We start from the raw sequence: 25345 nt of genomic DNA, 5'->3' as shown, positions 1-25345 counted from the left end.
TCATTCCGGCGCATGCGCGAGCCGGAACGACAGCGTGGCCAGGTGCTCGACCTTGTCGGTGGCGGCGGGATCGTCCGCGGGCGCATCGAGCCTGGCGGCGATCACGTTGAGTCCCTGGTTGCGCACCGGCAGCGTGACCGTGCCGTCGGCGGCGGTCAGCACCGCTTCGCCATCGGGGTCGTTGACGAAGTCGGCCAGCACCGGCACGCCGGCAGCGGGCTCGCCGCGGTAGAGCACGCGCAGGCGCAGCGGTTCGCCGCGCATCGCGGGCAGCGCGGCATCGACCGGCACGATCTGCAGCGCATGGCCAGGCAGCCCTCCAAGCGGCCGGCCCAGCGGCGCGCGCAGATGCACCGCGTATTTGAAGTTGTGGCCGCTGGCCGAGGCGCCCGGCACCTCGCCCCTGGGTTTCTTGAACCACTGCCCGTTGGCTGCCTTGGTCCAGATGCCGTTGTCCAGCACGGCAGCGACGATGGCGGGCTGCTCGCGCAGGTCGACCAGCGCGAGCTTGCCGGCCGCTTCGAGCGCGGTCTGCACCGGGCGGCCCGCCGCGTCGTAGCCGGCCACCGCCTTGATGAGCGGCAGGCGCTTGGCGGCGTCGAGGTCGTCGCCGCCCTCGCCGTAGATCAGCGCCAGGTCGCCCGAGCGCTGGGCAAACCAGATGCCGTGGGCCTGGGCCGCGGCCGATGCGGCCCACAGCAGCGAAGCCGCGACGGCGCCGCGCAGCATGGGGTTGTGAAGAAGGAATGCCATGGCCATCACAGGTACTTGAGCCAGGCGATGTCGCGGCGCCGCGCCTTCAGGCCGGCGAAGGCGCGCACCGCGGGGTACAGCGCAACGGCCAGCACGGCCGCGGCGGCCCACACCATCCACATCGCATCGAAACCGAAGAGCGCCCCGTGGTTCCGGCCCCAGGCCGCTTCGGCGCCGAGATAGAGGAACTTGAGCACGTACAGGTGCAGCACGTAGAAGAACATGGGCGCGGCACCGAACACGGCCAGCGGCGCCAGCCATGCCGCACCCTGCCGGCGCTCGAACGCGCGCAGCAGCAGCAGGCCGATGCCGAGCGTCAGCGCAATGAACAGCAGCGAGGGCGGGTACTTGGTGATGTTGAGAAAGCCCATCCAGCTGGCCAGGGCGGTGTCGCCGGCCGTCCAGGGCTTGTCGCCATACACGTCGAGCAGCCGCAGCAGCACGAAGCCGGCCAGCAGCCCCGCGCCCCAGCCCAGCTGCCGCCGCTGGCGCTGCGCGGCATCGGCGCCGGCCGCGAACCATGGCCCGGCGGCGTAGCCCAGCGCGATCACGCCGATCCATGGAAGCAGCGGATAGGAGGTGCGCAGCTTCAGTGCAGCACCGGGCAGTTCGATCCAGCCCCGGTCATGCAGGATGGCCCAGGGCACGTGCAGTGCATGGCCCACGGGAAAGTGCAGGCCGTCGAGCAGGTTGTGCCCCGCGACCAGCACGATGCCCAGCACGATGAGCACCTTGCGCGGCAGCCATACCAGCGCCGCCAGCGCCAGCATCGACAGGCCGATGATCCAGATCACCTGCAGGAACACCTTGGCCGGCGGGAACTGGAAGGTCCATGCGAAGTTGATGACCGTGACCTCCAGCAGCACGAGGAACAGGCCGCGCTTCCACAGGAAGGAGGAAGCCGCCGCGCGGCCGCCGGGCTGCTTCGCGGCATAGAGAAAGGCCGACAGCCCGGTCAGGAACACGAACACCGGCGCGCACAGGTGGGCCAGCAGGCGGCTGAAGAACAGCTCGGACGGCGTCTCGGCCGCGACCATCGGGTCGGGCACCTGGTGGTGCAGGTAGAAAGTCTCGCGCACGTGGTCCAGCAGCATGAACAGGATCACGAGGCCGCGCAGGGCATCGATGGAAAGCAGCCGGGCGCGGGCCGGCATGGAAGGAGGCGGGATTTCAGGCATGGTGTTATCGGGAATGAATTCCCAATAATGTAGCGTACCGGAAATTCCGCGCCGGCTATTCCCCGAGCAGCTCCCCGATCGGCTGCAGGTCTTCGACCCGGTCGCAGATCGACTTGATCACCATGGTGATCGGAATGCCCAGCAGCAGCCCCCACACGCCCCAGAGCCAGCCCCAGAAGATCACGCCCACGAACACGGCCACCGGGTTCATGCGGCTGGTGCGGCTGGTGAGCCAGGGCATCAGCAGGTTGCCCACCAGCGTGTGGATGGCAAGCGACACGCCGCCCACCAGGATGCCCATCTCCAGGCTGTTGAACTGCAGGAAGGCCACCAGCCCGGCGGCCACCATGACGATCACCGAGCCGACGTAGGGAATGAGGTTGGTCACGGCCGCGATGATTCCCCACACGGCGGCGCTCTCGACCCCGATGGCCCAGAAGGCGAGGCCCGTGGTCACGCCCACCAGCGCGCTGATCAGGATCTGCACCAGCAGGTAGCGCTCGATGTTGCGGGTGATGTCGTCGAGCACGTGCACCGTGACCTTCTTCTTCTGCAGGCTCGGACCGGTGATCTTGATCAGCTTGCGCCGGAAGGTGTCGCCGGAGCACAGCGCGAAGTAGGTCAGGAAGGCGACCAGCGTGAGCTGCCCGATCGCCTCGAGCAGGCCGACGGTGCCGCTCAGCAGGTAGTCGCGCACGTTGAAGGACGGCCGCTCGATCACCACGCGCGCAACGCCCTTGCGGGCCGCGACGCGCGCGGAGTTTTCCTCGGCCGCCTTCTCGAGCTGCGCGGCCGCCTGCTGCACGCTTTCGAGCGGCGTGGCGTTGGCGCTCCTGCTCCGGCGCATGGCCTGCCCCAGTTTCTGGGCCGCGATGGGCAGCGATTCGGCCAGTTGCGTGGCATTGCCCGAAAGCGAATAGCCGGTCCAGCCCAGGCCGCCGAACAGGCCGACGAGGATCAGCGCGGCGGCGATCCAGCGCGGCAGCCACAGGCGGTGCAGCCGCTCGACCAGCGGCGACAGCGCGTAGGTCAGCAGCAGGCTCAGCATCAGCGGGATGAAGACGGCCTGGCCCCATCGCAGCGCGAAGACGCTGGCCAGCACGGCCAGCACCACCAGCGAGGCGCTGCGCACGTCGACCGGCATGTGCAGCAGCAGGCGTTCGGGCTCCGGCCGCAGCTCGGGCGGCACGGCTTCGGGCGGGGACTCCAGCACGGGTTCGGGCGGCACCTCGGCCGGGGGCTCCGCCGGCGATGGCGGCGGCTCCGGGGGCGGCTGCGCGGCCGGGGCATCGCCGGCCGGTTTGTGGTCATCTGTCATCGCGCTTCCTTCAGCACTTCGCGCACTGCAGCCAATTGTCGCCGCGACACCGCCACGGGTTCGGGAATCGCGTCGAGCCGCAGGGCCCAGCCTTCGGCGTCTTCCCCGTCGTCGTATTTCTCGAGCGCACGGATGGCCGAGCGCGCCACCAGCGCATTGCGGTGCACGCGCAGGAAGCGGGTGGGATAGCGCTCCTCGAATTCGTTCAGCGAGCCATCCAGGATGTGGCTGCGCGTGGCGGTGCGCACCGTGAGGTACTTGTACTCGGACTTCAGGTAGAGCACCTCCGACAGCGGGACCCGCTCGGCGCGGCCGCGGTCCTGGATGAGCACGCTTTCCTGCAGCGCGTCGGCCTGCAGCGCGCGCCGCTCCTTCAAAAAACGCTCGGCCTTCTGCAGCGCCTGCTGGAGCCGCTCGGCGCGCACCGGCTTGGTCAGGTAGTCGACCGCATCGAGGTCGAAGGCGGTCACGGCATGCGCCGCGTGGGCGGTGACGAACACCACCGCCGGCGCGTCGGCCCGCCCGCGCAGGGCGCGCGCCACCTCGATGCCGTCGATGCCGGGCATGTGGACGTCGAGCAGCACCAGGTCCAGCGCCATGCCCGCGAGATGCTGCTGCGCCTCGGCGCCCTGGGCGGCCTCGGCCACCACTTCGGCGGCGGGCGAGCGGCAGTCGCGCAGCAGCGTGCGCAGGCGCGAGCGGGCCAGGGCTTCGTCGTCAACGATCAGGGTCTTGAGGGTCATGATTCGGCGGGAATGGCAATGCGCACGCGGTAGTTCTTCTGGTCCATGCCGGCGCTGAACTGCATCTGCATGTCGTGCAAGAGCCGCAGCCGGTCGCGCACGTTGGCCAGCGCAATGCCATGGCCGCGCGGCAGGGGCTCGTCGGCCCAGCGCAAGGGCGGCAGGCTGTTGACCACCTCGATCACCACCACGCTGCCGCGGCGCTCGGTGCGGATGCGCAGCTTGGCGCCCTCGGGGCTGGGCTCCACGCCGTGCTTGATGGCGTTTTCGACCAGCGGCTGCAGCAGCAATGGCGGCAGCCGCGCGCTGCTGGCCGCGGCATCGAGGTCCCAGCGGATGCGCAGCCGGTCGCCGAAGCGCACCTGCTCGATGGCCAGGTAGCGCTCGGCCAGCGCGATCTCGTCGGCCAGCGTGCCCGATTCGCCCGGATCGGCCAGCGCCTGGCGGAACAGCTCGGCCAGGTCTTCGAGCATGGTCTCGGCCTTGGCGGGTTCTTCCCGCACCAGCGCAATGGCGCTGTTGAGCGTGTTGAACAGGAAGTGGGGGCGGATGCGCGACTGCAGCTCTTCCAGCCGGGCCGTCATGGCGGCCGGCGTCTGGCCGCGCGCGCGCAGCACCATCGCCGCCATCACCATGCCCGCGACGAAGGCGCCCGCCACGGCGCTCGCGAGCCAGGGCGCCGTGCCCAGCACGCCGGTCAGCCGCAACAGGCCGCAGCCATAGAGCGAGGAAACGGCACCCAGCGCGGCGCCGGCCGCGTACTGCGCCTGGCGCGGCAGGCGCCCGAGCGGCTTCTTGAGCCCGCAGGCCGCCACCAGCCACAGCAGCGTGGCGGGCAGCGCGCCGCCCGTGACGGTGGCGGTCTGCACCAGCCATTCCCCGGGGGAGGAGGACACGAACAGCGTGGCGGTCGCCACCAGCGCCTCCACGAACAGCACCGCGCGCAGCACCACCCCGATCTGGCAGGCGTCGAACAGCCCCGGGCTGCCGCGCGCGGCCAAACGCCCTCTTTCCGGCGGGGCCGGGGGCGTGGGGGTGGAGGTGGCCGATAAAATCGCCGGATTGCGCATCACTGATACATCGGGTAACCAACCCATTATTGCCTCTACCACGGCTCCCATGACTCAAAACCAACTCGACAAGAAATCCGAAGCCTGGTCGGCCCTGTTCTCCGAACCCATGAGCGACCTCGTGAAGCGCTACACCGCGAGCGTCTTCTTCGACAAGCGCCTGTGGCAGGCCGACATCGAGGGTTCCCTGGCACATGCCGGCATGCTGGCCGCGCAGGGCATCATCGGCAAGCAGGACCACGCCGAGATCGAGCGTGGGATGGCGCAGATCCGCGCTGAAATCGAATCGGGCGCCTTCGAGTGGAAACTCGACCTGGAAGACGTGCACCTGAACATCGAGGCCCGGCTGACCCAGTTGGTGGGCGACGCCGGCAAGCGCCTGCACACCGGCCGCAGCCGCAACGACCAGGTCGCCACCGACGTGCGCCTGTGGCTGCGCGGCGAGATCGACCTGATTGCCGAGCTGCTGGTGGCGCTGCAGGTGTCGCTGGTGGACATCGCCGAGAAGAACGTCGAGGTCATCCTGCCCGGCTTCACGCACCTGCAGGTGGCGCAGCCGGTGAGCTTTGGCCACCACATGCTGGCCTACGTGGAAATGTTCAGCCGCGACGCCGAGCGCCTGCAGGACGTGCGCAAGCGCGTCAACCGCCTGCCGCTGGGCGCCGCGGCGCTGGCCGGCACCAGCTACCCGCTCGACCGCGAGCTGGTCGCCAGAACGCTGAAGATGGACGGCGTCTGCCAGAACAGCCTGGACGCCGTGAGCGACCGCGACTTTGCGATCGAGTTCACCGCCGCGGCCAGCCTGTGCATGGTGCACGTGAGCCGCATGAGCGAGGAACTGATCCTGTGGATGAGCCAGAACTTCGGCTTCATCCAGATTGCCGACCGCTTCACCACCGGCTCTTCGATCATGCCGCAGAAGAAGAACCCCGACGTGCCCGAACTCGCGCGCGGCAAGACCGGCCGCGTGGTCGGCCACCTGATGGCGCTCATCACCTTGATGAAGGGCCAGCCGCTGGCCTACAACAAGGACAACCAGGAAGACAAGGAGCCGCTGTTCGACACCGTCGACACGCTCAAGGACACGCTGCGGATCTTTGCCGAGATGATCGGCGGCATCACCGTGAAGCCCGAGGCCATGGAAGCCGCCGCGCTGCGCGGCTACGCCACCGCCACCGACCTGGCCGACTACCTCGTGAAGAAGGGCCTGCCCTTCCGCGACGCGCACGAAACCGTGGCCCACGCCGTGAAGGCCGCCACTTCGCACAAGGTCGACCTCGCGGAGCTGCCGCTGGCCGTGCTGCAGCAGTTCAACCCGAACATCGAGAAAGACGTGTACGACGTGCTGAGCCTGCGCGGCTCGCTCAATGCGCGCAACATCCTCGGCGGCACCGCGCCGGCGCAGGTCAGGGCGCAGATCGCGCGCCACCGGGCCCGGCTGGCCTGACGCCCAAGGCCCCGCTTGTTCTACGCCATCCCGCTCGAGAACAAACCGAGCTGGCGCAATCCACCGTGGATGACGGTGCTGCTGATCCTCGTGAACATGATCGTGTTCTGGGGGCCGCAGCGCAGCGAGGAAAAGGCCGAGGAGCGCGCGGCCCGCTACTACGTGAACAGCGTGCTGCCCGAGCTGGAGCTGCCGCCCTTCGTGGAGTGGCTCGAGAAGACGGACCCCAGGCGCGGCAAGCAGGCGCGGCGCATGCTGCCGCACGAGGAAACCCATCCGCAGCTGCTGGACAGCCTGCAGAACGACAGCAAATTCCTGCAGAAGCTGCAGGCCGGCGAGGTCATCACGCCCGCGAACCCGCGCCATGCCGAATGGAAGCGCGACCGCCAGCAGTACGAGGCGATGCGGCCGGCGTCCTTCACCCAGCGCTGGTCGCTCGACCATGACAAGGGCGCCGAGCCCAAGCCCTGGACCTGGATCACCGCGGCCTTCCTGCACGCCGACACCGGCCACCTTCTGGGCAACATGCTGTTCCTCTTCCTGTTCGGCTTCTCGGTCGAACTGGCGCTGGGGCGCGGCACCTACCTGGCCTTCTACCTGCTCGGCGCCGTCGGCTCTTCGCTGTTGTCTGGCTGGGCCTATGCCGGCAACGGCGGCCACGGCCTTGGCGCCTCGGGTGCGATCTCGGCGCTGATGGGCATGTACGCCGTGATGTACCGGCTGCGGCGCATCCGGTTCTTCTACCAGCTCTTCTTCTATTTCAACTACGTCACGGCGCCTGCCCTCCTGCTGCTGCCGGCCTGGATCGCCAACGAGCTGATGCAGCAATGGTGGGGTGACCAGAGCGTCGGCTACATGGCACACCTGGGCGGCCTCCTGACGGGCGCCGCGCTGATGGCCGGTGCCATGTGGCTGGGCCGCGTGAAGGCGCCCGAGACCGTGAAATCGGAAATGGCGACCGACGACGACCGCTTCGAACAGCACGTGGCCGCCGCGCGCAAGCTGTCGGCGGCAATGAAGTTCGAGCCCGCCTGCGCCGAGTGGCGCGCCGCCGCCGCCTTGCGCCCCGGCGACACCGACACGCTGCGCGCCTGGTTCAACACCGCGCGGCTGCAGCCCGCGGGCGAAGATTTCCACCAGGCCGCGCGCCGCATCTTCCGCCTCCCCGCCACCGACCCCGACACCCTGGCCCTGCAGCACGCCAGCTACACCACCTACCTCGACCAAGCGAAGCCCGGCGCGCGCCTGAAGGCCGACGACATGGCCCGCCTGGCGCGCCGCTTCACGCGCGTGCGCCAGTTCCAGGACGCCGACAAGCTGTGCCGCGTGCTGCTGAAGACCGCGCCCGACCATCCGGAGCTGGCCGACACGCTGTCGGTCTGCGCCAACGGCCTGCTGCATGCCGGCGAGCGCGACATGGCCGTCGGCTGGCTGCCGCACCTGCTGCGGATCGCGCCCAACGACATGGTGACGCGCGCCCTCGAGCGCGCCTGACCGCGGCTGGAGATCAGGCCGCGGGCCGCAGCAGCCAGCGCACTTCCTGCGTCTGCTCGCTGTCCGGAAAACGAGATTCGAGCGTCGCCAGGATCGGCTGCGCCATGTCGGCGCGGCCGAGCCCCTGCACCAGCACCCGGGCTGCCAGTTCGTAGGCCTGCGGAATGGCTGCATGGCCGCGAAAGCGCCGGTCGAAACCCGACAGCAGCGCCAGCGCCGCATGCGCATCGCCATTGCGCCATTCGGCCTTGGCCAGCGTCATGACGGTGGGGGCGTCGTCGAGCGCGAAGGCCTTGTCCTTTTCGCGGCAGGCCTTGAAGACCTTGAGCGCCTCGGATGCCAGGTCGCGCCGCAGCAGCAGCGGAATGAAGCGGCGCGCCTGGTCGAGCAGCGTGGACGCCTTCTCGGGCGCGAGCAGCAGCACGCGGTGGTAGCGGCGCTGCGCCGCCAGGTCGTCGGCCGCCGCCACGCGCTGCGCCTCGTAGGCGACGCCAAGCGCACCGGCCACGTCGCCGTCGGTGATGAGCTGCGCCACTTCGGCATCGGTGCGCTGCGCGGCGATCTGCTCGGGCGTGCGGCGGTCCACCGGCGCGCCGCCGTCCACGCCGCCGCCGGGCAGGAGGTCGATGCCGAAGGCGTCGTGGTGCTGGTACATCACGTAGCCCAGCAGGCTCGCCATCACCCAGCCGAAGTAGATGAACGCGAAATTGGCGATCGGCAGCATGATGAGGCCGTCGATCATCGGCAGCAGCATGCCGATGGCAATCTGCGCACCCGCGCTCAGCAGGAACAGGAAGAAGCACAGCAGCGCATAGGGCCAGCCGATGATGCGCATCGCATCCATCACGTAGCCGGGGTTCATGGCCTGGAAGAAGCTGCCCGACTGCACCAGCACGATCACCGCGGCCGGAAAGGTGAACGACACCACGAACACCGCGACCGTGCCCAGCACCGGTTCGTACCAGGCGAGCCAGCCGATCAGCGCGCCCTGCACCACCGAAATGGCAAACAGCTTCCAGGGCAGGTTGACCCAGTCTTCGTTCAGCTCGCGCGGAAAATCGGCCGAGCGCCAGATGCCGCGCGATCCGAGCGCCGTGACCTTGAAGCCGTAGCGGCTGGCCGCCAGCACGATGCCCAGCTCGATCACGACCAGCGACAGGCCGGGATGCAGGAAAGGAATGGCCTCGAACAGCAGGCTGCAGAACGCGAGCACCAGGCCGTACATGAACGGCCGCAGCTGGAACGGAAACGCGAAGAAGCTGTTGAGGCGGTGCCAGAAAGGCGGCGGGGGCGGGAGCGATTCCTTGATGCGCATGATGGCGTTGCCTGCGGCTACTTGAAGAAGTCGCTCTGGCTCATGGCGCCGCGCCCGCCCAGGCGCACTACCGTGACGCCGTCGCCGTGCACGAGCCGCATCTGGCCCAGTTCGCGCTCCAGCCGCTGCGTGAAGCTGCTCTTGAACTGCATGGCCGCCTCGCCCATCTTCAGCACGCTGGTGCCTTCGACGGTGGCGCTCTTGCGGTCGCTTGCCACGTCGATACTGTCGATGTGGTACTCGTACTCGATGGTGAGCATGCCGCCCATGCGCTCGCCCACCGACTCGAACATCTTGAAGGACTTGCGGATGCCGTCGCAGGCCTGCTCGCGGTCGCTGGTGGTCTCCTGCGTGCGGCCCATCATGATCGTCTTGTTCTGGATCACGGCCTTCTTGCTGAGCTGCTTGCACAGCTGCTCGGCATCGCGCGAGTAGATGGCGTGCGCCTCTTTCTCGTAGTACTTGCGCACCATGGCCTCGTCGAGCTTGCGCCCGCCGATGAAAAAGTACCACGCGCCCACGCAGAGCGCGACGACGATCGCTATTTGCTTCATTTCCCCGCCCGCACGCCCGTGCGCCCCGCTCCGATTTTGCGGGGCAGTATACGTTGCGGGATGTTTCTTGAGGGGCTTCGGGCGGGGACCGGATGGCTGCGCTCCATGCCCCACAATCCGCAGATACGATCTGATCAGCGTTCCGCCTTTCCGATGCCTTCGATGAAAACCGCGCTGGCCGCCGCGCTGCTGCTGACAACCGCACTCGCCTCGCAGGCCCAGAACCACAATGCCGTGCTGCCCTACGAGTCGCTGGACGGCACGGCGGCCGATGCGGCCGCCTCCTCCTCCGAATACCTGGCGGCCAAGGCGCGCTGGCACAACGAACTGGCCGCCTTCTTCCGGGCCGACCAGCAGCAGTTCCCGGCGCCCGGCGGCGTGGTGTTCGTGGGCAGCTCCACCGTGCGCATGTGGAAAAGCCTCGCGCAGGATTTCCGCCAGGTGCCCGGCATCGTCAACCGCGGCTTCGGCGGCTCGACCCTGGCCGACTGCAGCCTGTTCGCGCGCGACCTGGTGGTGCGCTACCGGCCGCGGCAGGTGCTGGTGTACGCCGGCGACAACGACCTGGCCGAGGGCCGCACGCCGCTGCAGGTGCTCGAGAGCTTTGCGCGCTTTGCCAATGCGGTGCGTGCGGAGCTGCCGAACACGCGCATCAGCTTCATCTCGATCAAGCCGAGCCCTTCGCGCGAGCACCTGATGCCGCAGATACGCGAAACCAACAACGTGATCTCGGCCTATCTCAACCGGCTGCCCGACAGCGAATACATCGACGTCTTCACGCCCATGCTCGGCGCCGACGGCCGGCCGCGGCCGGAGCTGTTCAGGAGCGACCGGCTGCACATGACCGACGAGGGCTACCGGCTCTGGCAGTCGGTCATCGCGGGGCACTTGCCAGGGGCCGCGCCGGCACCCGTGCCGGTCGCGGCGCCCGCAGCGGCGCTGCCCTGAGCGGCGCTCCCGGCCGGGCTCAGGCCCGCACCGTCTCCCCCGGCACGTCTTCCGCCGGCGGCGGCAGGTCGGCCCCGCGCGTGAAGCGCGCCACCGCGTACATGCCCGCGAACACCGCCAGCAGCAGCAGGCCGTCGCCCCACCAGGGCCGGGCGGTCTGGCTGTCGCCGTAGAAGGCCAGCACCAGCAGCACCGCCACCAGGTGCGCGCAGAACACCGGCAGCGAGGCCGCGCCCATGGCCTCGAGCCAGTGCAGGCGCGGAATCCTGCGCATGAGCCCGGGCCCGAAGCGCACCGCCAGGATGCCCAGCGCCACCAGGTTCACGAGGCGCAGCGGCCCGAGCTGCCACTTGTCGAACAGCAGGTTCATCTCCACGTCGCCGCCGAACGGCGCCTGGCCATTGATGCCGTGGTGGCGCCACCAGAAGCCGTAGAGCGCAATGGCCAGCGCGGGCACCCACAGCCAGGCCGGAAAGCGCAGCGGCCGCGCGCCGGGCAGGTTGCGGCTGGCGCCGAGGCACAGGCCGGCAAACCACAGGAACTGCCAGGCGTAGCTGTTGAAGGCGCCCATCTCGTGGAATGGCACCGGCAGGCCGAGGTAGTTCACCGCCAGCCCGTAGATCCATTCGCTCAAGTCGAACTGCGCGAGCGCCCACAGGGTGACGCTGGCGGCCATCACCAGCGTCCAGCCGTGGCGCATGGCAAAGGCCAGCACCCAGGGGCTCATCAGCATGAAGAAGATGTACATCGGCAGGATGTCGAGCAGCGCGGGCTCGTAGATCAGCAGCAGCCCGAAGAGAAAGCCGTCGCGCGGCTCGGCCAGGTAGTAGGACACCAGGTTCTTCACCGCGGGCTGGTCGATATGCAGCCCGAGCGCGGCAATCACGGTGAACAGGAACAGCAGGATCGCCGCCTGGCACAGGTAGACCTTGAGCACGCGCCGCCAGAAGGCCTGGCGCATCGGGTCGACGCCGCGCACGTAGCCGATGCGGCTGTAGACCAGCCCGGCCACGAAGGCCGACAGCAGCACGAAGCCTTCGGCGGCCGAGACGAAGCCGAAGGGCTGGCCCAGCGGGTCGGTCAGGCGGGTGGGCAGATGGGTGACGGTCATCAGCACGAGCATCAGCCCGCGCAAGGCGTCTATTTCCCAGTAGCGTTTCATCGGTCGGCGGCGAGGTCTTGGTGGCGGTCCGCGCGGCGCACGCACGACAGTGCCGATTGTATGAAGAGCGGCCAAGGCATATGACGACTGGCACTGCCGGAGCGCCATTCAAATCGGCTACGCTGCGCGCTGCTTCCAGGTGGAGAAAAAATTGAAAAGAACCATTCCAGCATTGCTTCTGGCCGGCAGCGCCTTGCTCGCCGTCCCGGCCCTCGCCCTCCAGATCACCAGCCTGACGCCGCAGGGCGAAGTGGCACGCGTGCGCCAGGTGGTCGCCAAGTTCGACCAGCCGGCCGTCAACTTCGGCGACCCGAAGGCGCCCGCGCCGCTCGCCGTGAGCTGCACCGACGCGCAGGCCGGCAAGGGCACCGGCCGCTGGACCGATGCAAAAGCCTGGGTCTACGATTTCGAGAACGACCTGCCGCCCGGCGTGCGCTGCACCGTCACGCGGATTGCCGGCTTCAAGCCCGCCTCGGGCGGGGAGCTGACCGGGCCGGAACGCTATCAATTCAATAGCGGCGGACCGTTCGTGCGCAACCACATGCCGGGCAGCTATGGGCGAATCGACGAGCAGCAGATGTTCGTGCTCGAGCTCAATGGCGCCGCCACCGTGGAGAGCGTGCGCCAGAACGTCTGGTGCGCGGCCGACGGCCTCGGCGAGCGCATTCCCGTGCGGCTGCTCGAAGGCGAGCAGCGTGCCGGGCTCCTCAAGGCCTTCGGCCGCGAGGCGGAAGCCGCCAAGGACCCGCTGCGCTTCATCGCGCTGCAATGCAACCGCACGCTCACGCCGGGCAGCAAGGTGCAGATCGTCTACGGCAAGGGCGTGGCCACGCCCTCGGGCGTGGCCAACAACGTGGAGCGCCGCCTGAGCTTCCAGGTGCGCGAGCCGTTCGCCGTGTCTTTCAGCTGCGAGCGCGAGAACGCCCAGGCCGCCTGCCTGCCGCTGCGGCCGATGCAGCTGCAGTTCAATGCGCCGGTCACGCGCAAGATGGCCTCGCAGATCCAGCTCAAGGGCGGCGGCAAGTCGATTGCCGCCACGCTCGAGAACGACGGCGGCACGCCGAGCGAAGACGACGTCGTCAGCGCCGCGAGCTTCAGCCCGCCGTTCGCCGAGGACACCAAGTTCAGCATCGAGCTGCCCGCCAAGTTCGAAGACGCCTCGGGCCGGCCGCTGGCCTCGCCCGGCAGCTTTCCGCTGAAGGTGGCCACCGGCGCGATGCCGCCGCTGGCCAAGTTCGCGGCCTCGCCCTTCGGCGTGGTCGAGCGGCTGGCCGAGCCCGGCACGCCGGCCATGATGCCGGTGACCGTGCGGCGCGTGGAACCCGCGCTGATGGTGCAGGCGCTGACGCCCGGCAAGGTCAGCGACATGAACCCGAAGACCGACGCCGAGATCATCGCGTGGTTCCGCAAGGTGCGCCGCTACGACGAATACACCGTGAGCCGCGAACAGGCGCGCAAGGACATCAAGGGCGCGCTGCCCGCCGTCATCGAAAACAGCGAGCGCAGCCGCGTGCAAAGCCGCATGCTGTCGCTTCTGGCGGGCCAGCCGGGCGTGAAGGCGCTCGACATGCCCAAGGCCGAGAGCGGCGATCCGCGGCCGTTCGAGGTCATCGGCATTCCGCTGACGCCGGGCTTCCACGTGCTCGAGATCGCTTCGCAAAAGCTCGGCGACGCGCTGCTCGACGAGCGCTACGGCGCCAGCCGCACGATGTACGTGCGCACCACCGCGTTGGCCACCAACCTGGCGGTGCACTTCAAGCTCGGCCGCGAGAACTCGATGGCCTGGGTCACCACGCTCGACAAGGGCAAGGTGGTGCCGAATGCCGAGGTGCGCGTGTCCGACTGCCGCGGCGTTGCCGTCGCCTCGGGCACCACCGACGCCAACGGCATCGTCAACCTCACGGGCATCGCGCCCGATGCGCCCAACTGCAACGGCCCGGACGAATACAACGCGGGTGCCTGGTTCGTCAGCGCCCGCGCCAAGGACGACAAGGGCGTGGAAGACCTCGCCTTCACCTGGAGCGACTGGCAGCGCGGCATCGAGCCCTGGCGCTTCAACGTGCCCACCAGCCTGCAGGCCGAGCCCGACCGCGTGGCCCACACCATCTTCGACCGCACCCTGCTGCGCGCCGGCGAAACGGTGTCGATGAAGCACCTGATCCGCACCCAGACCAGCAAGGGCTTCGGCCTGCCCGAGAACCGGCCCGACACGCTGGTCATCACCCACACCGGCAGCGGCCAGCGCTTCACGCAGCCGCTGGCCTGGCGCAAGACGCCGACTGGCGGCCTGAGCGCGGAGAACAGCTTTGCCATTCCGCCGGCCGCCAAGCTCGGCCTGTACGAAGTGATGCTGCGCAGCGGCAAGGGCAAGGACGCGAACGGCAGCAGCTCAGAGGAAGAAGTCGAAGTCGACGACGACGGCGGCTTCAACCGCAGCTTCGCCACCGGCCAGTTCCGCGTCGAGGAATTCCGCCTGCCCGTGCTCGAAGGCCGCATCGCGCCCACCGACAAGAAGCCGCTGGTGAGCGTGGCCTCGGTGCCGGCCGAGGTGCAGATCAACTACGTGGCCGGCGGCGGCGCTGCCAACCTGCCGGTGCGCGTGTCGGCCATGGTGCGCGGCAAGAGCCTCGGCTTTGCCGACCACGAGGCCTTCAGCTTCAGCCCGCCGCGCGTGCAGGCCGACAGCTCGCAGGCACCCGCCGCGGCGGCGGCCGACACCGCGGGCGCCGAGGAAGACATCAACAGCGCCAGCGACACCCGCGTGATCGCCGACAAGCTGCCGCTCACGCTCAACAAGGATGGCACCGGCAAGCTCACGATCGACAAGGTGCCCAAGGTCAAGGCCGCGCGCGAGCTGCTGCTCGAAGCCACCTATGCCGACCCGAACGGCGAGGTGCAGACCATCCGCAGCACGCAGACGCTGTGGCCCGCCTCGGTGATCGCCGGCATCAAGACCGAAGGCTGGGTCTCGACCAGCCAGAAGCTCAAGTACCAGGCGCTCGCGCTCGACCTCTCGGGCAAGCCGCAGGCCGGCGTCACCCTCAACGTGCGCGCCGTGGCGCGCATCACCACCACCAGCCGCAAGCGCATGGTGGGCGGCTTCTACACCTACGACAACAAGACCGAGACGAAAGACATCGGCACCGTCTGCAGCGGCAAGAGCGACGCGCGCGGCCTGCTGCTGTGCGAGTCCGAGCTCAAGGAAGCCGGCGAGGTCGAGCTGGTGGCCAGCGCCACCGACAGCGAAGGCCGCGACAGCCGCGCCGCCAGCTCGGTGTACGTGACGAAGCAGGGCGAACTCTGGTTCGGCGGCGAGGACAACGACCGCATCGACGTGCTGCCCGAGAAGAAGAGCTACCAGCCCGGCGAGATTGCCAAGTTCCAGGTGAGGAGCCCCTTCCGCTTTGCCACTGCGCTGGTGTCGGTGGAACGCGAGGGCATCATCGAGACCCACGTGGTGCAGCTCGACGGCAAGGACCCGACCGTGAGCCTGCAGGTCAGGCCCGAATGGGGGCCGAACGCCTACGTGAGCGTGCTCGCGCTGCGCGGCCGGCTGCGCGAAGTGCCGTGGTACAGCTTCTTCACCTGGGGCTTCAAGGCGCCGCGCGAATGGTGGACCGCCTTCTGGTACGAAGGCAAGGAATACGTCGCGCCCACCGCAATGGTCGACCTCAGCAAGCCCGCCTATCGCCTCGGCATGGCCGAGATCCGCGTCGGCACGCGCGCGCACCAGATCGACGTGACCGTCACCAGCGACAAGCCCAGCTACCCGGTGCGCAGCAAGGCGCAGATCACCATCTCCGCCAAGCTGCCCGACGGCAAGCCCGCGGCGGGCGCCGAAGTGGCGCTGGCCGCGGTCGACCAGGCGCTGCTCGAGCTGATGCCCAACGACAGCTGGAACCTGCTCAACGCGATGCTGCAGCGGCGCAGCTGGGGCGTTTCCACCTCCACCGCGCAGATGGAAATCGTCGGCCGGCGCCACTACGGGCGCAAGGCCGTGCCCGCGGGCGGCGGCGGCGGCAAGGGCCAGACGCGCGAGCTGCTCGACACCCTCCTGCTGTGGAACCCGAAGGTGGTGCTCGATGCCAACGGCCAGGCCGTGGTGACGGTGCCGCTCAACGATGCATTGACCACGTTCAAGATCGTGGCCGTGGCCGACTCGGGCACCAGCCTGTTCGGCACCGGCCAGGCCAGCATCCAGGCCACGCAGGACCTGCAGATCATCAGCGGCCTGCCGCCGCTGGTGCGCGAGGACGACCAGTTCCGCGCCCAGATCACGCTGCGCAACACCACGCAAAAGCCGATGAAGGTGGAGGCTGCGCCGCGCGCCACGCTGCTCACGCTCCCGCCGCAGACGGTGGACATCCCGGCCGGCGAAGCGCGCGAAGTCGCATGGACCGTGACCGCGCCCGCGCAGCTCGCGCAGACGCGCGCCGAAGCCATCCTGTGGGAGATCGAGGCCAAGGACACCCTCGGCGGCGCGCGCGATGCGCTCAAGGTGCGCCAGCGCATCATCCCGTCGGTGCCGCTCACGGTGCAGCAGGCCACGCTGGTGCAGCTCGACGGCCCCTTCACCATCGACGTGGCGCCGCCCGCCGACGCCCTGCCCGGCCGCGGCGGCCTGAAGCTGTCGCTGCAACCCAAGCTGGCCGAGGGCCTGCCGGGCGTGCGCGACTGGTTCGCCAACTACCCGTTCATCTGCCTCGAGCAGAAGACCAGCAAGTCGGTCGGCCTGCGCGACGCGAAGATGTGGCAGGGCGTGATGGCCCAGTTGCCGACCTACCTCGACAGCGACGGCCTGGCCAGCTACTTTCCGCCGCGCGACGGCGAATCGAACCGCGGCAGCGACATCCTCACTTCCTACCTCTTGGCGGCCACGCACGAGGCGGCGGCGCTGAACCCCGCCTTCGCGCTGCCCGACGCGGCGCGCGCGCCGATGGAGTCGGGCCTCATCGCCTTTGTCGAAGGCCGCATCCAGCGCGAGTTCTGGAGCCCGCGCAAGGACCTGGACGTGCGCAAGCTCGCCGCGCTCGAGGCCCTGTCGCGCTACGGCACGGCCAAGGGCAGCATGCTCGGCAGCATCACCATCGCGCCGAACCAATGGCCCACCAGCGCGGTGATCGACTGGCTCAACATCCTCAAGCGCGTGCAGGACGTGCCGCAGCGGCAGCAGCGGCTGGAGGAGGCCAACAACGTGCTCAAGGCGCGCCTGTCCTACCAGGGCACCAAGCTCATCTTCAGCACCGAGCAGGACGACTACTGGTGGTGGCTCATGACCAACGGCGACGTCAACACCGCGCGCCTCCTGCTCAGCGTGATGGACGACCCGGCCTGGAAGGACGACATCGGCAAACTGGCCAACGGCTTCATCGGCCGCCAGCAGAACGGCGCCTGGCACACCACCACCGCCAACCTGTGGGGCGGGCTCGCGCTCGAGAAGTTCTCCAAGGTGTTCGAGAGCACGCCGGTGGCCGGCGTCACGGCCGCCACGCTCGGCGCCGTGAAGGCGCAGGTCGACTGGCGCAGCGTCGAGCGCGTGAAGACCACCGACGCGGCCGGCGCGCCCAACCAGAGCACCTTCTTCGGCGCGCCCGCGTCGCCCGGCAACCTGAAGAACAACAGCATGTTCCTGCCCTGGGCCGCATCGCCCGCGGGCACGCCGGTGCGCGACACGCTGCTGGTCACGCAGCAGGGCAGCGGCAAGCCCTGGCTCACGATGCAGTCGATTGCCGCGGTGCAATTGAAGGCGCCGTTCGCCGCGGGCTATGCGATCAAGAAGACCATCACGCCGGTCGAGCAGGCCACCGCGGGCAAGTACACGCGCGGCGACGTGCTGCGCGTGACCGTCGAGGTGAACGCCAGCACCGACATGACCTGGGTGGTGGTGAGCGACCCGATCCCGGGCGGCGCCACCATCCTGGGCACGGGCCTCGGCCGCGACTCGCAGATCGCCACGCAGGGCGAGCGCAAGTCGGGCGCCGGCTGGCTGGCCTTCGAGGAGCGCAGCTTCGAGGCCTTCCGCAGCTACTACGAGTACCTGCCCAAGGGCGTGGTGAAGATCGAATACACCGTGCGCCTCAACAATGTGGGCGACTTCGCGCTGCCGCCGAGCCGCGTCGAGGCGATGTACGCGCCCGAGATGTTCGGCGAGACGCCGAATGCGCGCGTGAAGGTGGAGGCGGCGAAGTAAGAAAAGAAGTGGCGGGGCCTGCTTATGCCGGCCCCGCCGCCGCAAGCGCCGCTTCGTACACCGCCAGGTCCGCGTCCGAGAAGCAGCAGAACGTGGTCTCCTGCACGCTGGCACTCGCGGCCAGCGCCGATCGGACCGTGGCCACCGCAATGGGCGCCGCGAGCTCGATCGGGTAGCCGTAGATGCCCGTGCTGATCGAGGGGAACGCGATGCTGCGAACGCCGTGCTGCCCGGCGATTTCCATCGACTTCCGGTAGCACGAGGCCAAGAGCTCCGGCTCGCCGCTCGCACCGCCGCGCCAGACCGGCCCGACGGTGTGGATGACGAAGCGGGCCGGCAGCCGGTAGCCCCGGGTCAGCTTGGCGTCGCCGGTCTTGCAGCCCGACAGCAGGCGGCATTCATGCAGGAGCTCGGGCCCCGCGGCGCGGTGGATGGCGCCATCGACGCCGCCTCCGCCGAGCAGCGAGGAATTGGCCGCATTGACGATGGCATCGACCTGCAGCGTGGTGATGTCGCCGCGGATGGCACGAAGCGCTTTCTGCATGATCCAGGACAGATTAGGCGACCGGCGCGGTGAATGCAATCAGCTTGCCCATGTTGGCGACGAAGCTCGCGACCGTGATGCCCTGCGGCTGCTCCTTCTTGACGTAGGGCTCGATCAGCGGCGGGTCCGCCGGGTCGTAGGGCGAGGTGTCGAACACGTCGCCCACATGCTTGCTGCGGTAGGCATCGCCCGTGTACGGCGTGGAAGGCCCGTCGCCCTTGTAGGGGTTGGTCACGGCCGCCAGCGGCGCGAGCCAATAGCCCTTGGGGTCGAGCTTGTCCATCACCGCCGCGGCATCGGCGGCGCTCACCACGGGGCTGGTCATCACGCGGTCGGCGAACAGGTCGGCAAAGTCCACCTCGCGCAGCGAAAAGTACTTGGGCAGCGGCCGCTGCTCGCCGTGGCGCAGCGGAGAAGCCGCCACCATCTGCTGGATGGCGGTGTCGCTCATGCCGTTGAGCTGGGCGTAGGTCTGGCGCATGCCGGCAATGTCGATGGCGCGGCCGGCCGAGTAGTGGCTGGGCGTTGCGCGGTGGTCGTGGTCGACGTAGTAGGCGCCGTTGTGGATGTTCGAACCGTAGCGGTGCACGAAGCGCGGCTGGTTGGTGCCGAGCTCCACGAAAGTGGGATGCGTGCGGCCCTTGAGCAGCGGATTCTCCGCAATCATGGTGTCGGTGAGCTTGCAGCTGTCCAGCCAGTCGAGCGCCTCGGGCACGCGCGCCAGGTAGCCGCGGTCGCCCGTCAGGCGGAAATAGTTGAACAGCTGCTGCACGTTGGTCTGCGTCGTGTGCGTGGCCAGCGACCGCGGCTCGTAGCTGCGCGCGCCGGCGGGCGCCCCGGCCAGGCGGCCGTTCTGGTCCGTGGCCAGGTGCTGCAGGCCCCAGCCGGCCTGCGGCCCGGGCTGCTGCATGCGGCGCAGGCAGTCCATTGCGCGGGTGATGTACGGCACCAGGCTCTGGTCGCCCAGCGCCACCACGCACATCAGCAGGAACTTGATGTTCTCGCCCGCCACGTCGTCGTTGAAGGTGACGTGGCGCGTGTAGTCGCCGTCTTCCATGCCCGCGGTCGCGCCCGAAGGCAGCTGCTGCGGGTTGGGCAGCGGCATCGACGAGATCGCATCGGGCGAGGGCGGATAGCGCTGCGGCCAGCCGCCGTCGGCCACGCCGGAGCTGAACTGCGCCTGCGTGACGAAGCCGATGGCCTTCTGCAGCGCCGCCAGGAAGCGCGCATCGCGCTTTTCCAGGTACATGCGCAAGAGGAACTGCGACGACACCGCCGTGCCCGCATCGTCGAAGGTGGCGTTGCCGTAGTAGTGCTGGAACTCCTCGAGCCGCCAGCCATTGGCGCCCACGGTGGCGTACCACTCGCGCAGCGAGGCTTCGCCGGCAAAGTCGTGGATGTAGTTCCAGCCGCCTGCCGGATGCTGCGCCTCGACCAGCGCGAGCGCGGTGCGCTCGGCGGCGCTGTAGAAGAGTTCGTCGCCCGTGGCATGGTAGGCATCGAGCATGCAATGGCCGGCGGTCGGCGTGCCGGGCGGCTGGATCCAGCACATGGTGCGGCGCGCCTCCATTTCGCCCCAGATGGTGGAGAAGTCGGGCAGGTAGGCCCAGACGTAGCCGCCGCGATAGGACACCGTCTCGTCCATGAAGCCCGCGGCGCGCCGCATCGCCTTGCGCGCCAGTGCCTCGGTGCTCGGCGGAGGTTCGGGCGCGGGTGCCGGCGGCGGCACCGGGAACGGCGGAAAGCCGGGGCCGTCTCCCCCGCCGCCGCACGCGCTCAGCGCCAAGGGAGAAAGTGTCGAAATGACGAAGTTCCTGCGTTTCATCTTTTGTCTCCAGTTAGGCAGCGGTTGAGCCGCCTTGGTACTTTTCAACTCATACGATGTCCGATGAGTCGCTGGAATTCTGCCATTTTCGATGGTTTTCGAATCCAGTTGTACGACAACTAAAGATGCAAGAACGCCGACTTTTTTGTGTTGAATCGTTCGTTTCATGGCCGAGCGGAGCGCCCGGCGGCTCGGGCACTGCGCATGTGCCCGGTGCTGCTCAGCCTCAGCGGTAGAACGCCTCGACCCTGCCCTTGAGCTTGAGCAGCAGCGGCTTGCCCTTGCGGTCCACCGTCTTGCCCGCGGGCACCTTGATCCAGCCTTCGCTGATGCAGTACTCCTCCACGTCGAGGCGTTCCTTGTCGTTGAAGCGGATGCCGATGTCGTGCTCGAAGACAGCCGCCACGTGGTGGGGGCTGCGCGGGTCGGTGGACAGGTGGTCGGGAAGAGGGGGAAGAGAATTGGCTTCGGTCATGCCGCGGATGATATGGCCTCTGCCCCGCGCCCCCGGGGCCGCACCTACCGCCGCGTCTTCTTCTTCGCCATGCGGGCCGCCGGCTTGGGCCCAACGCCCAGCGAGGCGCGCGCGAGCGCATCGGCCTCGTGGTTGCGGTGCCGCGGCACCCAGCGCAGGCTCGCCTCCTCGAACGAGCCGAGCAAGGCGCGGGCGTCCTCGAACAACCCGGCCATGCGCGCGATCGGCCGGGCGCCGGGCGCACCGAGCTGCTCGACGAGGATGCTGTTGTCGGTATAGGCCAGCACCGCGGTCGCGCCCCTGGCCTTGAGGTCCTCGAGCGCGAGGGTCAGCGCCCTGAGTTCGGCTTCGTTGTTGCAGCCCGTCGCATGGCTGGCCAGCGAGAGGGTGTGGCGGGTGCCGTCGGGCTCGGTGATGACCGCGCCGGCGCCCATGCGGCCGGGGTTCGGCATCGCGCTGCCGTCGCAGTACACGGTCCAGTGGGGGAGTTGCATCGGCTGCGTCGATTCAGCAGTTGTTGCGCTTGATGCCCGCGAGGTTCTGGCAGGGCCGCTGGCCCGGAGGCGGTCCCGGATCCTGCGGGCGCGGAGGCCGTGGCGGGCGAACAATCGGGCGGCCGGGGTCGTAGTACGGGTCGGGCCCCCAGCTATAGACCGGCGGCGATTCGGGCGCGGGGCGCTGCGGCTCGCCGACGTTGCGCGGAATGATGGCCGGGCCCTGCGGCGCGTTGCTGGCCGCGGGCGGCGGCGGTGGTGGTGGCGGCGTGTATGCCGGCCGGCGCGCTTCTTCGGGGGAAGCGGGCGGCGTCACCGTCAGCGGTTCGGTGATGGGCACCTGGCGCGAGAGCCGGCTGCCGGCGGGGCAAGGGCCGTCGGTGTAGACGATGCCTCCGCCCGCATCGGTGCAGCGCACCACCTCGGCCGCCTGCGCACCCATGGCCGCGGCGGCCGCGCCGAAGAAGAAGACCGGAATGAACAGAACCGATGTGCGCATCATGCGACCTCCGCCGTTGGCAGCCGAAGACGACAGTGTCTCCCCTGCCCTGCATTCTGGCCGGGTTTCTACAATCGAAGGTTGTCCGCTCCTTCCTCCAACCGCACCAGGCCATGACCGTATACAACCCGCGCCACCAGCCCACGCGCGTGGCCGACCTGCACCGCTTCGACACCCTCATCGACGCGCGCTCGCCCTCCGAATTCGCGCTCGACCATATTCCCGGCGCCATCAACTGCCCGGTGCTCGACGACGAGGAGCGCCGCATCGTCGGCACCATCTACAAGCAGACCGGCGCCTTCGAGGCGCGGCGCGTGGGCGGCGCCATGGTGGCCGCCAACCTCGCGCAGCACCTGCGCGAACGCTTTGCCGAGCAGCCCGCCAACTGGCGCCCGCTCGTGTATTGCTGGCGCGGGGGCTTGCGCAGCGGCTCGATGGTGACCTGGCTGCGCCTGGTCGGCTGGGACGCGCAGCAGCTCGCCGGCGGCTACAAGAGCTATCGCCAGCACGTGCTGGCGCAGATCGAGGCCACGGTGCCCAAGCTCCGGCTCAAGGTGATCTGCGGCGCCACCGGCAGCGCCAAGACGCGCGTCCTGCAGGCGCTGGCCGCGCGCGGCGAACAGGTGCTCGACCTGGAGCACTGCGCGAGCCACAAGGGTTCGCTGCTGGGCGCCCTGCCCGGCGTGCCGCAGCCTTCGCAAAAGCAGTTCGAGACGCGCATCGCCACCTGCTTCGATGCGCTCGATGTGTCGCGCACGCTCTACGTGGAAGGCGAAAGCGCGCGCATCGGCCGGCTCTCGGTGCCCATCCCGCTGGTCGCGCACATGCGCGCGGCCGACTGCATCGAGGTGCAGGCCGACGCGGCCGCGCGGCTCGACTACCTGCTGCGCGACTACGCCTACCTGGGCGACGACCGCGCCGCGCTGGCGGGCCAGCTCGACAGGCTCAAGGAAATGCAGGGCAAGGCCGTGGTGCAGCGCTGGCAGGAATGGGCGCTCGCGGGCAACCTGCCGCAGCTCTTTGCCGAACTGATGGCGCTTCACTACGATCCGCACTACGAACGCTCGCAGGCGCGCCATTTCGAGAAGTGGCCGCTGCGCCAGCAGGTGGCGGCGCCCGACCTGACCGACGCGGGCATCGACACGGTGGCGGAGGCCATCCTGCGGTTGAACGCCGCAGGGTAGCGGGCACATTCACGGCAACGGCAAGGCAGGCTCATGACACTCGAATGGCGCGATTCGCTCGAAGGCCTCGACTGGGACGAACTCTCGCGGCTCTACCAGGCCGCACCGCTGGGCAACAAGCAGCCGGACGGTCTGAAGCTCGTGTTCGGCAACAGCATGTTCAAGTGCCTGGTGTTCGACGCGGGCCGGCTCGTCGGGGCGGGCCGCGCGATGGCCGACGGGCTCGACTGCTCCTACATCTGCGACGTGGCGGTGCACCCGAGCCACCAGGGCACCGGCCTGGGCAGGCAGATCGTCTCGCGGCTGCTGGAGCTCTCGCGCGGACACCGCAAGATCATTCTCTATGCGGTGGCCGGCAAGGAGCCCTTCTACGAGAAGCTCGGCTTCAGGCGCATGAAGACCGCGATGGCGATCTTCGAGAACCAGGCGCAGGCGGCCGAGCGCGGGCTGATCGAGTGAACCATTCCGTCGTCGCCACCGAAGAGCACCACTTCGAAAGCCTGCACCAGGCGCTCGACGTGGTGGCGCGGGAACGGAAGTACCTTGCGCTCATGCAGGCGCCGCCCTGGGAACAATCGCTGGCCTTCTACCGCAGCGTGCTGGCGGCGGGCTTCCCCCATTTCGTGGCGGTGAATGGCAGCGGCAAGGTGGTGGGCTGGTGCGACGTGTCGCCGGTCTTCGGCCACTCGCGGGCCCACATCGGCCTGCTCGGCATCGCGCTGCTGCCCGAGGCACGCGGGCTCGGACTCGGCGCCAAGCTGCTGCAGGCGGCCATCGACAGGTCATGGGCGCGCGGCCTCACCCGCATCGAGCTTGCCGTCCGCGCGGACAACCTGAATGCGAAGGCGTTGTACGAACGGTTCGGCTTCGAGCACGAAGGCCTGCTGCGCCGCGCAAGCCTGGTCGACGGCACCTACCACGACGCCCACGCGATGGCGTTGCTTCGCTAGACTGAAGCATCCACTGCATGCAACCGGAGAGCGCCCCATGTGCAGAAGCATCAAGACCCTCTACAACTTCGAACCTCCCGCCACCGAGCAGGAGATCCGCGCCGCCGCGCTGCAGTTCGTGCGCAAGCTCAGCGGCTTCAGCGTGCCGTCCAAGGCCAACCAGGAAGCCTTTGAACGCGCGGTCGACGAGGTGTCCGCGAGCGCCTCGCGGCTGATCGGTTCGCTGGTCACCACCGCCGAGCCGCGCGACCGCGCCATCGAAGCCGAACGCGCAAAGGCCAGGTCGGCCGCGCGCTTCGGCACCTGACTGCCAACTGCATTTTTCTGGAGAACCCATGCCGATCGAACTCTGGCTCGCCTTCGTCGCCGCATCGTCCGTGCTGCTGATCATTCCCGGGCCGACCATCCTCACGGTGATCAGCTATTCCATGTCGCACGGCCGGCGCGCCAACGTGCCGCTGGTGGCCGCGGTGGCGCTCGGCGATTCCACCGCGCTGGTGGTGTCGCTGCTCGGCCTGGGCGCGCTGCTGGCCGCGTCGGCGTTCTGGTTCACGGTGGTGAAGTGGGTGGGCGGGCTGTATCTGCTGTACCTCGGCATCAAGCTGCTGCGCGCGGGCATCGGCGGCACCGAAATCGCGGCGCCCGCGGCGCCCGATTCGCGCTGGCGGCTGTTCGCCAACACCTACCTGGTGACGGCACTCAACCCCAAGGGCATCGTGTTCTTCGTGGCGTTCCTGCCGCAGTTCCTGAGCCCCGCGGCCGACATGACGCGCCAGCTCTGGGTGCTGGCCGTCACCTTCGTGGCGATGGCTGCGCTCAATGCCACGTTCTATGCCGTGTTCGCGGGATCGGCCCGCAAGCTGCTGTCTTCGCCGCGCGCGCAGCGGCGCTTCAACCTTGCGGGCGGCTCGCTGCTGAGTGCGGCGGGCGTGTGGGCGCTGCTCGCGCGCCGGCCCGCCTGAGGCGCGCGGCGGCCAGGCTCAGCGGTAAGGATTGTTCGGGTTGCGGTCGTAGCGGTTCGGTATGCCGTCGCCGTCGCGATCGCGGTCATAGCGGTTGGGCACGCCGTCGCGGTCGCGGTCTCCGTAGCCGTAGTTCGGGCGCGGCGCCGGACGGTCATAGGGTGCCACAACGCAGCCGGCCAGCACGGCCGATGCGGCAAGCACAAGGGCCAATGTCTTCGTCATCATCATTTGGTTTCT

General features: G+C 69.0%; 23 protein-coding genes. 9 read left to right on the top strand and 14 right to left on the bottom strand.

The genetic code is table 11. The annotated features are described in order from the left end of the window. The 5 genes from ACAM58_RS07010 to ACAM58_RS06990 all read right to left on the bottom strand — a co-directional run bounded on the left by ACAM58_RS07010 (position 1) and on the right by ACAM58_RS06990 (position 5089). Positions 1 to 753, bottom strand: coding sequence for a DUF4198 domain-containing protein (locus tag ACAM58_RS07010; RefSeq protein ID WP_062364426.1), 753 nt, complete (start codon positions 751 to 753; stop codon positions 1 to 3). A 5-nt stretch (positions 754 to 758) separates the two neighbouring features. Further along, positions 759 to 1907 (bottom strand): DUF1624 domain-containing protein, encoded by a 1149-nt coding sequence (locus tag ACAM58_RS07005; protein ID WP_062362820.1) that lies wholly within the window; start codon positions 1905 to 1907, stop codon positions 759 to 761. Positions 1908 to 1986: 79 nt separating this feature from the next. Continuing rightward, positions 1987 to 3249, bottom strand: coding sequence for an AI-2E family transporter (locus ACAM58_RS07000; RefSeq protein WP_012746511.1), 1263 nt, complete (start codon positions 3247 to 3249; stop codon positions 1987 to 1989). After that, positions 3246 to 3992 (bottom strand): LytTR family DNA-binding domain-containing protein, encoded by a 747-nt coding sequence (locus ACAM58_RS06995; protein WP_012746510.1) that lies wholly within the window; start codon positions 3990 to 3992, stop codon positions 3246 to 3248. The genes ACAM58_RS07000 and ACAM58_RS06995 overlap by 4 nt, the downstream gene beginning before the upstream one ends. Further along, the gene (locus ACAM58_RS06990; protein WP_081247502.1) at positions 3989 to 5089 is read right to left on the bottom strand and encodes a sensor histidine kinase; all 1101 of its coding nucleotides are present in this window, start codon (positions 5087 to 5089) and stop codon (positions 3989 to 3991) included. The genes ACAM58_RS06995 and ACAM58_RS06990 overlap by 4 nt, the downstream gene beginning before the upstream one ends. Positions 5090 to 5111: 22 nt before the next feature. Between ACAM58_RS06990 and argH the strand changes: the two genes are divergently transcribed. Both argH and ACAM58_RS06980 read left to right on the top strand, forming a co-directional pair. Then, positions 5112 to 6509, top strand: coding sequence for an argininosuccinate lyase (argH, locus tag ACAM58_RS06985; protein ID WP_062362826.1), 1398 nt, complete (start codon positions 5112 to 5114; stop codon positions 6507 to 6509). 15 nt (positions 6510 to 6524) lie between these two features. Further along, positions 6525 to 8003, top strand: coding sequence for a rhomboid family intramembrane serine protease (locus ACAM58_RS06980; protein ID WP_062362829.1), 1479 nt, complete (start codon positions 6525 to 6527; stop codon positions 8001 to 8003). A gap of 13 nt (positions 8004 to 8016) precedes the next feature. On the opposite strand, the gene ACAM58_RS06975 is transcribed toward ACAM58_RS06980, so the two are convergent. Beyond that, the gene (locus tag ACAM58_RS06975; RefSeq protein WP_081247503.1) at positions 8017 to 9318 is read right to left on the bottom strand and encodes a tol-pal system YbgF family protein; all 1302 of its coding nucleotides are present in this window, start codon (positions 9316 to 9318) and stop codon (positions 8017 to 8019) included. Positions 9319 to 9335: 17 nt separating this feature from the next. After that, a complete protein-coding gene (locus ACAM58_RS06970; protein WP_012746505.1) occupies positions 9336 to 9872 on the bottom strand; it encodes a hypothetical protein in 537 nt (178 codons plus the stop codon). 162 nt (positions 9873 to 10034) lie between these two features. Between ACAM58_RS06970 and ACAM58_RS06965 the strand changes: the two genes are divergently transcribed. Then, positions 10035 to 10820 carry an SGNH/GDSL hydrolase family protein gene (locus ACAM58_RS06965; protein ID WP_062364430.1) on the top strand — a complete coding sequence of 262 codons (786 nt, stop codon included), beginning with the start codon at positions 10035 to 10037 and terminating at the stop codon, positions 10818 to 10820. Between the two features lie 19 nt (positions 10821 to 10839). On the opposite strand, the gene opgC is transcribed toward ACAM58_RS06965, so the two are convergent. Then, entirely contained in the window at positions 10840 to 11982 is a 1143-nt protein-coding gene (gene opgC / locus ACAM58_RS06960) for an OpgC domain-containing protein (RefSeq protein ID WP_062362832.1), read from the bottom strand. Positions 11983 to 12133: 151 nt separating this feature from the next. On the opposite strand from opgC, the gene ACAM58_RS06955 reads away from it, so the two are divergent. Further along, the gene (locus ACAM58_RS06955; protein ID WP_062362836.1) at positions 12134 to 18172 is read left to right on the top strand and encodes an alpha-2-macroglobulin; all 6039 of its coding nucleotides are present in this window, start codon (positions 12134 to 12136) and stop codon (positions 18170 to 18172) included. Positions 18173 to 18194: 22 nt separating this feature from the next. Here ACAM58_RS06955 and ACAM58_RS06950 read toward each other — a convergent pair whose 3' ends face one another. The 5 genes from ACAM58_RS06950 to ACAM58_RS06930 all read right to left on the bottom strand — a co-directional run bounded on the left by ACAM58_RS06950 (position 18195) and on the right by ACAM58_RS06930 (position 22012). Continuing rightward, the gene (locus ACAM58_RS06950; protein WP_062362839.1) at positions 18195 to 18716 is read right to left on the bottom strand and encodes an O-acetyl-ADP-ribose deacetylase; all 522 of its coding nucleotides are present in this window, start codon (positions 18714 to 18716) and stop codon (positions 18195 to 18197) included. A 13-nt stretch (positions 18717 to 18729) separates the two neighbouring features. After that, positions 18730 to 20541, bottom strand: coding sequence for a pectate lyase (locus ACAM58_RS06945; protein ID WP_062362841.1), 1812 nt, complete (start codon positions 20539 to 20541; stop codon positions 18730 to 18732). 226 nt (positions 20542 to 20767) lie between these two features. Then, complete coding sequence (locus tag ACAM58_RS06940; RefSeq protein ID WP_062362845.1) at positions 20768 to 21016, bottom strand: DUF3297 family protein; 249 nt, start codon at positions 21014 to 21016, stop codon at positions 20768 to 20770. Between the two features lie 44 nt (positions 21017 to 21060). After that, positions 21061 to 21510: a ribonuclease HI family protein gene (locus tag ACAM58_RS06935; protein WP_062362848.1), complete on the bottom strand. Its 450-nt coding sequence runs from the start codon at positions 21508 to 21510 to the stop codon at positions 21061 to 21063. A 13-nt stretch (positions 21511 to 21523) separates the two neighbouring features. Further along, entirely contained in the window at positions 21524 to 22012 is a 489-nt protein-coding gene (locus ACAM58_RS06930) for a DUF4124 domain-containing protein (protein ID WP_062362851.1), read from the bottom strand. Positions 22013 to 22122: 110 nt separating this feature from the next. Here ACAM58_RS06930 and mnmH point away from each other — a divergent pair, with 110 nt between their 5' ends. Genes mnmH through ACAM58_RS06905 form a run of 5 tightly spaced genes read left to right on the top strand, consistent with a single transcriptional unit; the run spans position 22123 to position 25105 of the window. Beyond that, positions 22123 to 23193, top strand: coding sequence for a tRNA 2-selenouridine(34) synthase MnmH (mnmH, locus tag ACAM58_RS06925; protein ID WP_062362853.1), 1071 nt, complete (start codon positions 22123 to 22125; stop codon positions 23191 to 23193). Between the two features lie 33 nt (positions 23194 to 23226). Beyond that, positions 23227 to 23652, top strand: coding sequence for a GNAT family N-acetyltransferase (locus tag ACAM58_RS06920; RefSeq protein ID WP_062362856.1), 426 nt, complete (start codon positions 23227 to 23229; stop codon positions 23650 to 23652). Further along, a complete protein-coding gene (locus tag ACAM58_RS06915) occupies positions 23649 to 24143 on the top strand; it encodes a GNAT family N-acetyltransferase (RefSeq protein ID WP_062362858.1) in 495 nt (164 codons plus the stop codon). The genes ACAM58_RS06920 and ACAM58_RS06915 overlap by 4 nt, the downstream gene beginning before the upstream one ends. 37 nt (positions 24144 to 24180) lie before the next feature. After that, positions 24181 to 24450, top strand: coding sequence for a DUF2277 domain-containing protein (locus ACAM58_RS06910; protein ID WP_012746493.1), 270 nt, complete (start codon positions 24181 to 24183; stop codon positions 24448 to 24450). A 28-nt stretch (positions 24451 to 24478) separates the two neighbouring features. Continuing rightward, complete coding sequence (locus ACAM58_RS06905; protein WP_062362861.1) at positions 24479 to 25105, top strand: LysE family translocator; 627 nt, start codon at positions 24479 to 24481, stop codon at positions 25103 to 25105. A gap of 18 nt (positions 25106 to 25123) precedes the next feature. On the opposite strand, the gene ACAM58_RS06900 is transcribed toward ACAM58_RS06905, so the two are convergent. Next, positions 25124 to 25336 carry a thrombospondin type 3 repeat-containing protein gene (locus ACAM58_RS06900; protein ID WP_012746491.1) on the bottom strand — a complete coding sequence of 71 codons (213 nt, stop codon included), beginning with the start codon at positions 25334 to 25336 and terminating at the stop codon, positions 25124 to 25126. Positions 25337 to 25345: the final 9 nt, after the last annotated feature.

The organism is Variovorax sp. V116 (genome assembly GCF_041154435.1).
In the GTDB taxonomy this organism is placed as follows: domain Bacteria; phylum Pseudomonadota; class Gammaproteobacteria; order Burkholderiales; family Burkholderiaceae_C; genus Variovorax; species Variovorax paradoxus.
The sequence above is the reverse complement of the archived record's forward strand: the minus strand, read 5'-3'. Positions and strand labels throughout refer to the sequence as shown.

What these genes read in the sequence shown, in the direction of transcription:
- ACAM58_RS06900 (WP_012746491.1), bottom strand. Translation starts at nt 25,336, where the DNA reads ATGATGATGACGAAGACATTGGCCCTTGTGCTTGCCGCATCGGCCGTG.
- opgC (WP_062362832.1), bottom strand. Translation starts at nt 11,982, where the DNA reads ATGAAACGCTACTGGGAAATAGACGCCTTGCGCGGGCTGATGCTCGTG.
- argH (WP_062362826.1), top strand. Translation starts at nt 5,112, where the DNA reads ATGACTCAAAACCAACTCGACAAGAAATCCGAAGCCTGGTCGGCCCTG.
- mnmH (WP_062362853.1), top strand. Translation starts at nt 22,123, where the DNA reads ATGACCGTATACAACCCGCGCCACCAGCCCACGCGCGTGGCCGACCTG.
- ACAM58_RS06920 (WP_062362856.1), top strand. Translation starts at nt 23,227, where the DNA reads ATGACACTCGAATGGCGCGATTCGCTCGAAGGCCTCGACTGGGACGAA.
- ACAM58_RS06910 (WP_012746493.1), top strand. Translation starts at nt 24,181, where the DNA reads ATGTGCAGAAGCATCAAGACCCTCTACAACTTCGAACCTCCCGCCACC.
- ACAM58_RS06940 (WP_062362845.1), bottom strand. Translation starts at nt 21,016, where the DNA reads ATGACCGAAGCCAATTCTCTTCCCCCTCTTCCCGACCACCTGTCCACC.
- ACAM58_RS07010 (WP_062364426.1), bottom strand. Translation starts at nt 753, where the DNA reads ATGGCATTCCTTCTTCACAACCCCATGCTGCGCGGCGCCGTCGCGGCT.
- ACAM58_RS06945 (WP_062362841.1), bottom strand. Translation starts at nt 20,541, where the DNA reads ATGAAACGCAGGAACTTCGTCATTTCGACACTTTCTCCCTTGGCGCTG.
- ACAM58_RS06930 (WP_062362851.1), bottom strand. Translation starts at nt 22,012, where the DNA reads ATGATGCGCACATCGGTTCTGTTCATTCCGGTCTTCTTCTTCGGCGCG.
- ACAM58_RS06990 (WP_081247502.1), bottom strand. Translation starts at nt 5,089, where the DNA reads ATGGGTTGGTTACCCGATGTATCAGTGATGCGCAATCCGGCGATTTTA.
- ACAM58_RS06935 (WP_062362848.1), bottom strand. Translation starts at nt 21,510, where the DNA reads ATGCAACTCCCCCACTGGACCGTGTACTGCGACGGCAGCGCGATGCCG.
- ACAM58_RS06995 (WP_012746510.1), bottom strand. Translation starts at nt 3,992, where the DNA reads ATGACCCTCAAGACCCTGATCGTTGACGACGAAGCCCTGGCCCGCTCG.
- ACAM58_RS07000 (WP_012746511.1), bottom strand. Translation starts at nt 3,249, where the DNA reads ATGACAGATGACCACAAACCGGCCGGCGATGCCCCGGCCGCGCAGCCG.
- ACAM58_RS06975 (WP_081247503.1), bottom strand. Translation starts at nt 9,318, where the DNA reads ATGCGCATCAAGGAATCGCTCCCGCCCCCGCCGCCTTTCTGGCACCGC.
- ACAM58_RS06905 (WP_062362861.1), top strand. Translation starts at nt 24,479, where the DNA reads ATGCCGATCGAACTCTGGCTCGCCTTCGTCGCCGCATCGTCCGTGCTG.
- ACAM58_RS06970 (WP_012746505.1), bottom strand. Translation starts at nt 9,872, where the DNA reads ATGAAGCAAATAGCGATCGTCGTCGCGCTCTGCGTGGGCGCGTGGTAC.
- ACAM58_RS06965 (WP_062364430.1), top strand. Translation starts at nt 10,035, where the DNA reads ATGAAAACCGCGCTGGCCGCCGCGCTGCTGCTGACAACCGCACTCGCC.
- ACAM58_RS07005 (WP_062362820.1), bottom strand. Translation starts at nt 1,907, where the DNA reads ATGCCGGCCCGCGCCCGGCTGCTTTCCATCGATGCCCTGCGCGGCCTC.
- ACAM58_RS06950 (WP_062362839.1), bottom strand. Translation starts at nt 18,716, where the DNA reads ATGCAGAAAGCGCTTCGTGCCATCCGCGGCGACATCACCACGCTGCAG.